Below are 13413 nucleotides of genomic sequence, written 5' to 3' on the forward strand. Positions count from 1 at the left end.
CTGCTCGGCAAGGCGCTGACCTATCTGCACGGGCAGTGGCCGAAGCTGATCCGTTACGTTGAAGACGGCAACTGGCCCATATCGAACAACCCTTGTCATGCCGCTAGCGGCATGACAGGGATTATGCCGCCGGTCGAATTACGCGGCCCCCCAACCCATGTCATGTGCGCTCGGATCGAGCATTGACGCGGCATAATTCTTGGGCTTTCCTTTAACTGGCTTGACGCCAGAGAAGGAGGTGCCCCATGTCCGTAGATACACACCCGGTGGCCGCCGGAGCTCCGACGGCTTATCCGTTCGACGACTTGGTCGAACGCTATCTCGATTACCTTCGATCGGTTGACTACGCCCAGTCCACGCTTCGCAAGAAGCGGCGAGTTATCGTCGCATTCGCGCAATGGGTTCGATCCGAGAAGCGCGCGATTGCTATTCTCAACGACCACGACATCGACGTGTTCGCGTCATGCCTGCACCGCCCCAAACCATACAGGCTGTCGTTCATACAGCGCACTTTGAGGCTTCTGTTCATATATCTTCGCGCGCAAACCGAGTTTGCTACGCCAACGATATCAGCGAACGTTGATTCGCGCGCCGACGAACTGTTGCGAGCCTACACTCACTATCTGCGCTCTGATCGTGGATTGACCGAGTGTTCGGTTCGTGTCTACTCGCCCTTTGTCCGGGCATTTCTCTCCGAGCGAGCAGTTGAAATCAATGTCGGTGCGGCGGACTCGTTCAATGCAGCTGCAATCCGAAGTTTCCTTCTGGACCGCGCCAGAAACCACTCAAGCGAGTATTCGCGCCTGCTCGCTATAGCACTCCGATCGTTTTGCCGGTTTCTTTTCATTCACGGTCACGTCGCACGTAACCTCTCGGTTTGCATTCCGACCGTACGTCGATGGCGCCAGGCACAGATTCCCGCGTTTCTTACACCTGAACAGGTTGACCGAATTCTGGCGACCACCGATCGGCCCACATCGAGCGGGCGCCGCGATCGCGCGGTCCTGCTTTTACTTGCACGGCTTGGCTTGCGTCCCGGAGAAGTCGCGGCACTTGAGCTTGACGATCTCCATTGGCGAACCGGTGAGATCACAATACACGGCAAAGGACGGGCTGTGCAATCCTTGCCTCTGCTCCCCGACGTTGGCGAGGCGCTGGCTGCATACCTTCGTGAGGATCGCGGCATCTGCCGATCACGACGTGTTTTTCTGAGAGAGAAAGCCCCGTGTGGTGAACTGGCCGGGCCGGGGGCCATCGGCCAGATAGTATGTCAGGCGCTTGCGCGTGCGGGAATCGAGAGAACAAGCCGCGGCGCGGCGCATTTGCTGCGGCACAGCCTCGCGACACAAATGATCCGCCGTGGGGCATCCCTCTCGCAAATCGCCGAGGTATTGCGGCATCGTACGGAGAACACCACTGCGATCTACACGAAGGTTTCTTGCGAGGCACTGCGTGGCGTGGCGAAGCCTTGGCCTGTCCCGGGAGACATGCGATGAACACTCTTCGTGAATCACTGAAGCAATACGTTGATCTGCGCCGTGCGTTTGGAACCAAGTATCAGGAGCCTGCGCAAACGCTCGGATATTTCGTCGACTTCATGGAGCGTAAGGGAGCGCGACTCATCACCACAAAGCTGGCCATGCAGTGGGCCATGCAACCTCAGGGTGTGCAACATGCCACGTGGGCACGACGGCTTACGATGGTAAGGCGGTTCGCATGCTGGCTCAGCGCTAGCGAACCACTTACGCAGGTGCCGCCTCCACGTCTCATCGCCGGAAGAAGACGTCGCAAACCCCCGTACATATTTTCGGACGACGAGATCGCCCGCCTCATGAGTGCGGCAGCGGAATTGTCTTCGCCTTCGGGACTGCGTGCGGCCACGTACACGACGCTCATCGGGCTCTATGCGGCAACGGGGCTGCGCCCCGGGGAAGCGTGGGCTCTCGACCGGTCGGATGTAGATTTGCGCAGCGGTATCCTCACAACCCGGCAGAGCAAGTTTGGCAAGTCGCGCTTGGTCCCGGTGACCGAATCCACGCGTCTGGCGCTTGAGCGATATCAACAGCGAAGGGTTGAATGCGCTCCGCAAACGCGCAGCGAAGCCTTTTTCCTTTCGGAGCGCGGAAGGCGACTTAACGCAACATCCGTTCGCCGTACCTTCGTGAAGGTCTCTCGTACTGTCGGCTTGCGTATCGATGTTGGAAATGGGCGCGTCGGCCACGGTCCGAGATTACAGGATATCCGTCACAGCTTCGCCACACGAACGCTCATCGACTGGTACAGAGGTGGCTTGGACGTAACATTGGAACTGCCGAAGCTAGCCACGTACCTTGGGCATGTGGACGTCGGCCACACCTACTGGTACGTCGAAGGGGTTCCGGAACTGCTTGGCCTGGCTGCCGAGCGGCTAGGTTCTCATGTGTCGAGAGGCCGGGTATGAGTACGCCAGCGTTGTCCCCGCTTCTCCAACGGTTCTTTACCGATCGGCTATTGGGCCAGCTTGGTGCGAGCCCACACACGATTGCAAGTTACCGTGACACATTTCGCCTGCTGCTTTTGTTTGCTTCAAAGCAGTTTAAGCGAACGCCTTCCGCGCTGCTGGTCGAGAATCTTGATGTCCGCTTCCTCTCGAGGTTTCTCGATCATCTCGAGCGTGACCGAGGCAATACTGCGCGTACACGCAATACGCGTCTTTCCGCGCTTCATGCCTTCTTTCAATACGTAGCATTGAATGAGCCGGCGCTCGCATTACACTGCCAGCGAGTCCTCGCGATGCCGGCAAAGCGTTGTGAACATTACCCCGTTGAGTTCCTCGCGGATGACGAGGTCAGTGCGCTGATATCGTCACCTGACGTTCGCACCTGGATCGGTCGGCGCGATCGGGCCTTACTGCTGCTTGCTGTCCAGACGGGCCTCCGCAATAGCGAAATCACGTCGTTGCGAAACCGGGACCTGCAATTGCGAGTCGGCGCCCATGTTCGCTGCATGGGAAAGGGTCGCAAGGCACGCTGCACGCCTTTACGTCCAGACGTCGTCGCAATTCTCAAGGAATGGTCCGAAGAGCAACACGGTGCCCCTGATGATCCACTGTTTCCCGCTCTGACCGGTAACCGCCTCAGCGCCGACGCTCTTCAACGGCTCGTTGCGCGTCATGTCGCGACCGCAGAGCAGATCTGTCCTTCGCTGAAGCTAAAGAACGTCACGCCACACACGCTACGCCACGCCGCTGCAATGACATTGCTAAGGCGAGGTGTGGACCTGAGTGTCATCGCGCTATGGCTCGGCCACGAATCTACCGAGTCAACCCAGATCTACCTGCATGCTGACATGGAACTCAAGGAACGTGCTCTGTCCCATGTGTCGCAATCCGGGCAAGTTCCCGGTCGATATCGGCCGCCGGACTCATTGCTTGCATTCCTCGAAGGGCTTTGATTATGCCGCTCGCCAAGCGTTCGATCCGAGCACCTCCGGCATCTGCCGTGAGGCAATGCAGTGCGCGCGGCATAATTCGGCCGGCGGCATAACCCTTGCGAAAATTCCATTCGCCCGTTCTGCCTGGGACGCCGCGGCTGGTTGTTTGCTGACACCGTCGATGGCGCAAACGCGAGCGCCAATCTCTACTCACTGGTCGAAACCTGCAAGGCGAACAGCATTGATCCGTATCGCTATCTCACCTGGCTGTTACAGCGTCTCCCGCTGGCACAGACCGTCGACGACTACGACGCGCTCTTGCCCTGGAAGATGCCCATCGATCTCCGCTGACTGAGCCCTGTACCACATCTCATGAGAACCGCGCCCTTACTCTGAGGGGTGTCGTCAATGGATCGCGTACGGTCGTTCAACCGGCGGCAATTGAGGCAGCAATCGTGGCGCGCGAAGAAGAGACCCTGAAGCGGGACGAAGTGTTGGCCGCATTGCAGCGGGACCTTCAGGCGGCACGTTACGCCGCGCAACTCGCGCAGAAACAGTATGACGCTGCTGACCCCGAGAACCGGCTTGTCGCCGACGAACTGGAGCGGCGCTGGAATGATGCGCTACTGCGCGTGGAGGAGCTGGAATCGCGTATCGAGCAACAGTCGCGCACATCCGGCCAGATACCGCCTACCCAGCCAGAGGAGTTTACCGATCTTGCCGCTGCGTTGGAATCGATCTGGCCGCAGGCCGACGCCCGCCTGAAGAAGCGCATTGTGCGCACCCTGATCCACGAAGTCGTCGTCGACGTTGATAACGCAACGAGCGAAATCGTGCTCGTCATCCACTGGAAGGGCGGAGTACATACCGAGATTCGCGTGCCGCGGCGGCGTCGCGGAGAGAACACCACGCATACGTCACGCGAAGCAATTGATGCCGTGCGCCAGCTCGTCCGTATCTGTCCGGATCTGGTGATTGCCGGCGTGCTCAATCGCAATGACCTGCGAACCGGCCGGGGTAACTTCTGGACCCAGGAGCGAGTCACCGCGTTGCGCAGCCACCATCAGATCCCTGTCTATTCGAGCGAGCGGCGTGCCGCTGAAGGATGGATGACGTTGACCGAGGCATCGGCGTTCATCGGTGTGAGCCCCGGAACGCTCAGGCTTGCAGTCGAGCGCAACAAGATCCCAGCCGAACATCCGTTACCCAACGGGCCGTGGATCTTCAATCGCGCTTCGCTGACCGGGGACGCAGTTACGGAACTCGTCGGGCGGGCTCGCGCACGGCGCGGACACCCCACAATACCAACGACACAACAGGGCTCTCTAGATTTATCAACACCATAGCGAGGTTGGGCAGTATGAAACGCGCTTGTACCAGTTCAGGTACCCGGCATGCCTGACTGACATTGCCCAGTTGCCACGCCAGTTCGAGCATGCCAACCTTGGCGCTGATGACTTTCTATTCCTGAGTCATGGTGGAATCCTTGCAGTTCGCCGCGCGCGTCGCCGCTTCGGGACTGCGTCCTCCGCGCCCACGCGCAACAGCACGAGAAACCGACCACTGTCAGATTTAGTCTAGTCTACTGCAGTTTAGGACTACGGTGAAGATGGCGCGTCCGCGAAAAGATCTGCAAAGTGCTCCTCAACGTCGATTATTTGAATATCGTGAGTTGACAGCCAATCCTGATTGAAAATAGTGTCCAAGTACTTGGTGCCACTGTCGCACGCTAGTGTTACGATGCGCGATCCTATCGGTGCTTCGCGAGCCACGCTAAGCGCCTCGTAGATCGCCCCCCCGGTCGATCCGCCGACCAGTAAGCCATGCCGCTGGGCCAAATGATGGCAAATCGAGAAAGCCATGTCGTCTCTCACTTTTCGACCCGAATCTATTACGTTGTAGTCAATCACCACGCCCACTTCCGCGCCTTCAGGCGTGCCAGTGCCCGACTGGTGGTATTGCGCACCCTGACCGCCAAAAATGACACTTCCAGCTGGTTCAACACCAATTACTTGGATGCTAGGAATATGCCGCCTCAGGTGACGCGCAGTACCGCAAAGCGACCCACCGGTACCGATAGCGCACACAAGATGCGAAATTGTTGGGCCGAGATCGTTGAGCAATTCAGCGGCTAGCCCGACGTAACCGGCAGAGTTAGCCGGATTGTTGTGTTGTTCAGTCCAGTAGGCGTCCTCTTCCGCCGACATTCGCATAGCTTCTCGGTCACGTACGTCCGTGGCTAGGGCACCATCGCCACTGCCAACCGTCCGGACGTTGCTGCCCAATGCACGCACGGTAAGGATCTTATCGGGGCTAGCATGGGAGTCCATCAATGCGGTGAAGTTGATTCCGCGTACCGCTGAGATCATGGCCAACGCACTCGCCGTATTTCCTGATGAGGATTCGACAATGTCAACAACGGCCTCATTTGGGCGGCTGTTGATCATGCTTAGCGCCATGCGGTCCTTCATAGAGCCAGTTGGGTTAAACATTTCCAGCTTGAGATAGAGATCGATCTCACCGCCGCGTAAAGAGATGAACAGCAGCGGCGTGTTTCCGATAGTATCAAGGATGCTATTAACGATCATCTGTTTATCCTCCCTTTGAGGAAGTTTTTGTTGGCTACGAAATGCCATCCGACCGGATGCCGGAAAGCGGTTATGCTTTTTTAGTACGAGAATCTGGTGAAACGAATTTTTATTCGAATCCATTGATAGTCGGCGGTGTCGTGAAGCTGACGAGATCGCTCGGGGCAACGCCACCCCAGATTGCCAGCCCGCGCCACGGAGTGACGTCGGATTCCAGACAACTGCGTCCGGCAAGAAAATGATGCGTCTTATGGCGGCACCGCTCGCTTCTTCGCCGCAGAACAACCGGAGCAGGCACGAAACCGCCACCAAACCAAGTTTCCGAACCATGCCATCAAGAACCTCTGCGAATCGACTGCCTCCAAGATTCCCGACGTCGGTCACATCGAAGGCACAGATCACACACGGGTCGAGAAGTGGTCGTCCTGGCTGCAGTAGGACCGCGAGCAGGTGGTACTGCAGAAAGCTTTGATCTGACGACTCGGTATGCGCGGTTTGGGTCACTGCAGCTGGGTGTTTCGCTCCGTCCCGAGTTCATGAACAAGCACATCTGGCATCCCTCGCCGATGTCGATGCCACCGGGCGTCAGGCCGTTAATCCGCGGACATTCCAAACCGCGAGCTTGGTTCGCCTTCGGGACGGATTCAAAGGAACGGGCAGTTCCAACCTTGCCGGTCAATACGGGAATGCGTTTAGCATCTCCGATGCGGTCGACGTGAATCGTCACTTTATGACATATGCGGAGACTATTTTGATAATTGGACTTTGCAGGACCGGTCATTGACATACGTTCCGCGGAAGTCAAGTTCACAACGGCCGAAATCATCTCCCTCGGTCGAAGAGGCGTCAGCTCCGGTGCCAGCCACTGCGGCTGCTCGCAGGAACGAATTGGACTTGCATGCCTTAGGCGCAAACTGGACGTGACTGTTCCTTTAGCTTGCGCGCAATTCGTTCCGCTATTGGAGGTAGTTTTTGGTGGGTTGGTCTGGATATACGATACGCAACGGCGGTTGGAACCCGTCGACCCAAGCCTTGGTTCGGATTGGCCGTTCAGCAAATCGCGCATCCACTTGCTGAATAGGGGTTCCGGTCTGTCGACAAAGTATTCTTGGATCATGGGTGGTCCCTCATTTCAGGTCATCTAGCTCGATTGAGCAGCTTGGCAGTGTGATCTTTAACCTGTGTCGAGTGGTCTTGAAGCTCATCAGATTCCCGGAGAGGCCAGCCTGGATGATTTGGTCGACAGCAACGGGCGTAGGATCGGACCAGTAGGTCACGTCCAAATTTGGATCATCGTAGGAAAGCAGGATGCACGGAATATACGATAGGCTTAGTGCCTTGGCGCAAAAATGGCGATGATGGCCATCCATGACAACAAGATGGCGGTGTTCGACCAGAATGGGCTCGGTCCACCGCCCGCTTTCGGCGATCATTTTGGTTAGCGTGCTAGCACGGCCGGGATTAATGTTCTCGCTTGGTCGAAGTTGCGTCACAGGCACTTTGACTACGGTGTAACTAGAAATTAATTTTGCGGACGACAATGGCTTCACCTCGGTTAGTAATGTGTTCTCGGATAAACGGCCGCATGTATCGTGCCATACTAAGAAACCTGATAATCAGCATCGCTGTTGCAGCGTTGGGCCGGTACCGCTATGGAGTCGCATGGATGGCAGTATTCGACCGGTGCACTCCGTAAGCGGCTCGCGTCCGTTTGGGGCACGCGGCACATCCGCTCATACATACGGTATATATCTGTGGCGCGAAACGGCATCGCCATCCAGGTTGATCGGAAGCCTTGTCGGGATGATTGTCGGACAACCGCCACGTCCTCCGTCTGCTTCGTCGCATTTGCGACGTTACCGAGCCCAGCTTGGGTTTCCTGCTAGCCGTTCGGTACATGGCGCGCCTCTTGCTGCTCTCAACTTACTGAAGCGTGCCGTGGCGACCGGTCACCGACTCTCGTCCGTGCGAGATGCGGCCGATTCACGTCTTAAAGCGTCGCGGCGCGCCCAAAGCAAGGGCGTACGTCGCCCCGCAGAATACGGAAACGGGCAAGCCATTGGATATCGCAGGAGTTGCTTTACGGGACTTTGAAGAGGAGATTGGTTTGATGCATTGTGGTGTGGTTTCTATGCTTTGCCACCGTCCTATGGGGTTCGAACGTTTCGCTTGCTCCGAGCTCTGTTACGCACGGCGGTCGAACTGTCCGATAGTAGGTTACTTGGTCGCAACCGTCCGAGAAACCTGTATCACATAACGGCCGCTAGCCTCGACCGGCGACAGTCCCCGTGGCGCACCGCACGCGTACTGGGAGCGATAGACTTCATTAATGATGATCTTCAGCACCCAGCGATCGCGCAGTTGCAGCGTCGTCCATCACCGCGGCGCCATTCAGGCGACAACCAAATTGACACGGCTTGCCGGTCGCGCCGAACCTGCTCGATCAGGCGTTTGCCGTCACCGCGCCGAATCAAGCCTGGTGTGGCGATATTCGTTATATCGCCACAAAACCCTCGAAACCCCACAAATCCATGCCGCAAAAACCTTGCAGAAAAATGCCATTTTCTAACTTGGGTGGATTGGTCTTCGCGTGGTCTCACGCGGAGGAACCATGCGTGACGCCTCCTGCAATATTATCTCCAGCATCCAATTGCTTGCCGGATCACTGTTGTGAAGGGCAGACCATTGGACGGCCTCGGTGAATGCGGGACGTGGCAGCGGAAGTTCGACGATCCGCAGAGGCATCGCCTTTTCGAAATACTTGACCAGCCTCAAGGGCATCGTCCCTATACGGTCAGTGTTTAATAGCATAGGCGGGATCATGCTAAAGCTCGGCACGATGACCTCGTCCCGTCTCTTGAGACCGTGCTCAAGCAAAAACCATTCCTCGATGGAGGGCTGCCGCGCGCGCCCGAACTTGACCACAACGTGCCCCATCGACATATATCTCTCGAACGTGAGCTGCCCTGATAGCTGCTTGTTCGCGCGGCAGCCTACGCACACGAGCGTCTCCTCGAACAGCTTCGCTTTAGGGTGCGTGCTCGACATGAACAATTCCGGCAAGATAAGAAAATCGGCTTCGCCGCGCCGGAGAACCTCATCGGGGTCATCGGCAAGTGGCAGCAACTCGAAGCTGACGGCGGGAGCTTCCCGTGCAATACGCTCCACGATCTTTCGAAAAAATACGACTGTCATGAAATCGGAAAGGATGATCCTGAAGCGGCGATCCGATTTGGCTGGGTTGAAGACGTCCCGGGAAATAACGGAGAGCTGGATGTGCACCAGAGCCTCGCGGATTGGAGCAGCGAGCCCTTCTGCACGTGGCGTTGGGACAAATTCCCGGCCCCTCATCGTAAATAGTTCGTCGCAAAAATAGGCGCGTAGCCGGGCGACGGCCGCGCTCATGGCCGGCTGGCTCAGGTTGATGCTGCGTGCCGCCGCGGTCAGATTACGCTCGGTCATCAAAGCATCGAGCGCGACGAGGAGATTTAGATCGAGGCCCTTGAAACGCATGATCCCAAGTTATCCATAATGTAGATGTCTTCCATCAAAACAATCGATTTTGCGAATTGTACGGCATGGAGGACAGTGTTCCTGGTAGATCCACTTCAATTTCGCAACTTGCTGGCGCCTTCATGGTGCCGGGATAGTGAATGAAGTGTGTCGTAAAACTGAGCAAAGCCGAGGAAATGACGTTGCAGCAGTTGTCGATCAATCACATGCATCGGGAGCCCTCCTCGCGAACCCGCCGCATGTTTGGCAACGATTGGGGATTTCCTCGGGGTTCCAGCGCTTCAGCTTTCTGGTCGCGCCATCCTTCAGAGCCAAGAAACGCGCCCCCTGGACCAAACGGTACAGAATTTTCATGAATTGCGGCGCCATTTTGCAGACGGACCCTACGCGAGATTCTTTGGGGCTGGTGACGTCTGACCGGTGTTCGCAGCGTCAAGCGATACCCTACCTTACTTATGTGGTAGGGGTTCGAGTCTTGCCTGTAGGGCCTTCCTACCACGATGAAGGAGAGAAACATGCTGTGCTTAGGAGTGAGCGGCGGGCTAGACAAAGTTCATAAACATTCACTTGAACTGCCGAACACATTTCTGCGAGCTAACGTCAAGAGTAATGGAATGGACGCCCCCACCCGAAACGGCATCGATGTGCCAAAGTGGAAGTGTCAAAGCCACCACCTGAACGAGGGGAGCGCCTATCATGAAGATTACGACAGTTGGCATCGATCTGGCGAAGAGTGTTTTTGCCGTCCATGGTGTAAATGAGCATGGCCGAACCGTGCTGAAAAAGGTGCTCAGACGAAATCAGATTACGGCCTTCTTCGCCAACCTACCGGCCTGCCTGATTGGAATGGAGGCGTGCGCCAGCGCGCACTACTGGGCCCGCAAGCTGCAAGCCATGGGCCACACGGTACGACTGATCGCGCCGCAGTTCGTCAAGCCGTACGTCAAGACGAACAAGAACGACGCGGCCGATGCCGAGGCGATCTGCGAGGCCGTTGCACGCCCCAACATGCGCTTCGTGCCGGTCAAGAACATTGAGCAGCAGTCGGTGTTATCACTGCACCGCGTGCGCCAGGGTTTCGTGCGGGCCCGCACAGCCCAGGCCAACCAGATCCGCGGTCTGCTCGGCGAGTTCGGGATCGTCGTTCCCCAGGGAATCGCGCATCTCGTTCGGCGGGTGCCCGAGCTGATCGAAGATGCAGGCAACGAGTTGATCGGTTCCTTCCGACTGCTCATTCAGCGCCTCATGGACCATCTCAAGGAACTTGACCGGCAGGTCCGGGAGCTCGAGGCACAGATCCAGGCCTGGCACCGAAGCGACGAAACGAGCTGCAGGCTCGCGAGCGTGCCTGGTATAGGACCGCTTACCGCCAGCGCGCTCGTTGCGTCAATCGGCGACGCAAAAAGCTTCAGAAGTGCACGGCAGCTTGCGGCTTGGCTGGGTCTGGTGCCCAGACAGAACTCGAGCGGCGGCAAGAATGTGCTGCTCGGAATCAGCAAGCGCGGTGACACGTATCTACGAACGCTGCTCATCCACGGCGCGCGTTCCGTGATGCAATCTGCAGTGCGTAAGCAGCAAAAGGATGGCTGGTTACATGAATTGCTGCAGCGACGAAACGCGAACGTCGCCGCTGTCGCGCTCGCGAACAAGAACGCGCGGATCATATGGGCGCTGCTCGCCCACGGGCGAGAGTTCCGACCTGATTACACGCCCGCGATTGCGGTCGCGTAATCAGGTCGGGCAAACACTGACACAAGCAACTGACTGGAGCAAGACGCAAACCACCGATTGCACAGGCGATCATGACGTGATGGCGAGACAGGTAAGACCGTGGTCGGGAAACTCTGGCTACACCACTGTGCTTCTTGGCACGCAAGACTGTTGAGAGACCGACCAGCACATTCCATCAGGGACCGCCGGCCTACGCCGGCCATTGAAGTCCGGATGCATGGCTGCAATCGTTACCTTCAATCCGTTACAAATGAGAGCTTGGCAAGCCGGGGGCGTCCATGCATGTATGGGCGGCTTGATAGCGTTCGACTTCAAGCGGCGAGTTTCTGCTGACCGGGTTGATCGTCTTGCACCGGTTCGCCGTCCTTGAAGGCAATGCCTTCCAGCAACAGCTGGATCTGTTCAGGGCCGTTGATGCGGCGCCAGGTTTTCTCGGCTTCCTCGATCAGCTTGAATGCCAGACCGAGGAAGGTCGGTCGCGACACGCAGTTGCGCGTACGAGTAGTCCGGTGGCGCACGGTCGCGAACGTCGACTCAATCGCATTCGTCGTGCGCAAATGCTGCCAGTGCTCGGCCGGGAAGTCGTAAAACGCCAGCAGGCTCTCCCGGTCCTTCTTCAACGTCTCTGTTGCCTTCGGATATTTCGCCGCGTAGACCGTCACGAAACGATCAAACGCGGCGTACGCGTCGGTGCGCGTGGCGGCCATCCAGATTGCCTGCAGATCTGCTTTGGCTTTGCCTTGCTGTGACTTCGGCAGCGCGTTCAGGACGTTGCCCATCTTGTGGAACCAGCAGCGCTGGCCGCGCGTGGCGGGAAACACCTGCTCCAGTGCGGCCCAGAAACCCATTGCACCGTCGCCGACTGCGAGCAACGGACCGGCCTGCAGGCCACGCGATTTCAGATCGAGCAGCAGTTCCTGCCACGACGCCTTCGACTCGCGATACCCGTCGCCGATCGCCACACGCTCCTTGCGCCCATCCGGCCTCACGCCGATGATCACCAGCAGGCATTGACCATCCGAGTTCTCGCTGCGCAGCCCGGTGTGAATGCCATCGACCCACCAGTACACGTAGCGCGACTTCGACAGATCACGTCGGCTCCAGTTGACATGCTCATCGGCCCATTGCGCCTTCAGACGACTTACCACGTTCGCCGACAGGCCTTTGGCGTCCTCGCCCAGCAGCACACTCAGCGCCTCGCTCATGTCGCCGGTCGAAATGCCTTTCAGATACAGCCACGGCAGCGCCGCACTCACGCGCGGCGATTTCCGCACATACGGCGGCACGATCGATGAATTGAACTTCACGCCTGAGCCTGAGCGATCGCGAACCTTCGGCACCTTCACCGGAATCGGACCGGCCGCGGTCAACACCTCGCGCTCCGGCAGATAGCCGTTGCGCACCACGGCACGCTGGCCGTGCAAGGTCTTGATGTTCTCGAATCGCTCCAGCAGCGCCGACAGTTCCGCTTCAATTGCTTGCTGGATCACCTGCCGCGCGCCCTGGCGCACGAGATCGTCCAGGCCAAGACCGACTTCCGATAGACCAACGACTTCTTTTTCCGTAAACTTGCTCATGGTGGATGGTTTGTTGTTTGCTGGTTTCCGACTTCGACAATCAGATTCTCAGCTGAAACCTCCACCGCTTTCAATCCTCCGCCTCAACTCCCCCGTACACCACTTTCGACTTTAGCTCCATTTCTGCACGACGGCGCTGCGGTGCTTGTCCGGGACGGACGCGTAATAGCGGCCGTCGAAGAGGAGCGCCTCAACCGGATCAAGCACTCTAACAAGTTCCCGAGCAGTTCAATTCAATACTGCCTCGCATCCGCAGGGATTCAGCTCAGCGATATCGACCACATCGCGTTTTACGCTACCGAGGCCTATTGCAACGTTATGCTCGAACGCCTGTTCCTGTCCCAGCCGAACATCTCCATTCCGGTGGATGCCAAGCTGTTTCTGCGTAACTTACTAATGCGGGAATTCGGTACCGAGGTCGATCCTTCGCGAGTCTCATTCGTGAGTCACCATCTGGCGCATGCCGTGAGCGCGTTTGCGATGTCTGGATTCGAGCAACGTCTGATCCTCGCGGTCGATGGCGGCGGTGATTTCCTCTCGGGGCTCTTGGCGCTCGGATCTGGAACCGAAATTACGCAACTCGCGACTTTCGC

11 protein-coding genes and 2 pseudogenes are annotated in these 13413 nt (G+C 57.7%); 9 read left to right on the forward strand and 4 right to left on the reverse strand.

Translation table 11 applies throughout. The features are described 5' to 3' along the window. From HWY30_RS43230 to HWY30_RS38880, 6 genes and pseudogenes are all read left to right on the forward strand, one after another. Positions 1-105, forward strand: a pseudogene (locus tag HWY30_RS43230) (IS66 family transposase); the annotation flags it as partial. Positions 106-245: 140 nt separating this feature from the next. After that, positions 246-1496 carry a tyrosine-type recombinase/integrase gene (locus HWY30_RS38860; protein ID WP_090812715.1) on the forward strand — a complete coding sequence of 417 codons (1251 nt, stop codon included), beginning with the start codon at positions 246-248 and terminating at the stop codon, positions 1494-1496. Next, a complete protein-coding gene (locus HWY30_RS38865; protein WP_090812716.1) occupies positions 1493-2440 on the forward strand; it encodes a tyrosine-type recombinase/integrase in 948 nt (315 codons plus the stop codon). Before HWY30_RS38860 ends, HWY30_RS38865 begins: the two co-directional genes overlap by 4 nt. Further along, on the forward strand, positions 2437-3432 hold the full coding sequence (locus HWY30_RS38870) for a tyrosine-type recombinase/integrase (protein WP_090812717.1): 996 nt from the start codon (positions 2437-2439) through the stop codon (positions 3430-3432). Before HWY30_RS38865 ends, HWY30_RS38870 begins: the two co-directional genes overlap by 4 nt. Before the next feature lie 87 nt (positions 3433-3519). Beyond that, positions 3520-3762: pseudogene (locus HWY30_RS38875) on the forward strand (transposase domain-containing protein); the annotation flags it as partial. Between the two features lie 104 nt (positions 3763-3866). Beyond that, a complete protein-coding gene (locus HWY30_RS38880; protein WP_176079031.1) occupies positions 3867-4757 on the forward strand; it encodes a MerR family transcriptional regulator in 891 nt (296 codons plus the stop codon). A 252-nt stretch (positions 4758-5009) separates the two neighbouring features. On the opposite strand, the gene HWY30_RS38885 is transcribed toward HWY30_RS38880, so the two are convergent. After that, on the reverse strand, positions 5010-6503 hold the full coding sequence (locus tag HWY30_RS38885) for a PLP-dependent cysteine synthase family protein (protein ID WP_244145184.1): 1494 nt from the start codon (positions 6501-6503) through the stop codon (positions 5010-5012). A 623-nt stretch (positions 6504-7126) separates the two neighbouring features. Then, complete coding sequence (locus tag HWY30_RS38890) at positions 7127-7432, reverse strand: ParB N-terminal domain-containing protein (protein WP_244145185.1); 306 nt, start codon at positions 7430-7432, stop codon at positions 7127-7129. Positions 7433-8328: 896 nt separating this feature from the next. On the opposite strand from HWY30_RS38890, the gene HWY30_RS38895 reads away from it, so the two are divergent. After that, entirely contained in the window at positions 8329-8568 is a 240-nt protein-coding gene (locus HWY30_RS38895; RefSeq protein WP_143037369.1) for a hypothetical protein, read from the forward strand. Here HWY30_RS38895 and HWY30_RS38900 read toward each other — a convergent pair. Further along, positions 8565-9512 carry a LysR family transcriptional regulator gene (locus HWY30_RS38900; RefSeq protein ID WP_090812719.1) on the reverse strand — a complete coding sequence of 316 codons (948 nt, stop codon included), beginning with the start codon at positions 9510-9512 and terminating at the stop codon, positions 8565-8567. The two genes, HWY30_RS38895 and HWY30_RS38900, sit on opposite strands and share 4 nt — an antisense overlap. Before the next feature lie 696 nt (positions 9513-10208). Between HWY30_RS38900 and HWY30_RS38910 the strand changes: the two genes are divergently transcribed. Next, the gene (locus HWY30_RS38910; RefSeq protein ID WP_090812447.1) at positions 10209-11243 is read left to right on the forward strand and encodes an IS110 family RNA-guided transposase; all 1035 of its coding nucleotides are present in this window, start codon (positions 10209-10211) and stop codon (positions 11241-11243) included. Positions 11244-11554: 311 nt separating this feature from the next. On the opposite strand, the gene HWY30_RS38915 is transcribed toward HWY30_RS38910, so the two are convergent. Continuing rightward, positions 11555-12820 carry an IS256 family transposase gene (locus tag HWY30_RS38915; RefSeq protein WP_090812720.1) on the reverse strand — a complete coding sequence of 422 codons (1266 nt, stop codon included), beginning with the start codon at positions 12818-12820 and terminating at the stop codon, positions 11555-11557. Between the two features lie 141 nt (positions 12821-12961). Here HWY30_RS38915 and HWY30_RS38920 point away from each other — a divergent pair. Continuing rightward, the coding region (locus HWY30_RS38920) for a carbamoyltransferase N-terminal domain-containing protein (RefSeq protein ID WP_279613338.1) at positions 12962-13413 on the forward strand (452 nt) is incomplete at its 3' end.

The sequence above is a fragment of the Paraburkholderia tuberum STM678 genome (genome assembly GCF_902833905.1).
GTDB classification, from domain to species: Bacteria; Pseudomonadota; Gammaproteobacteria; order Burkholderiales; family Burkholderiaceae; genus Paraburkholderia; species Paraburkholderia tuberum.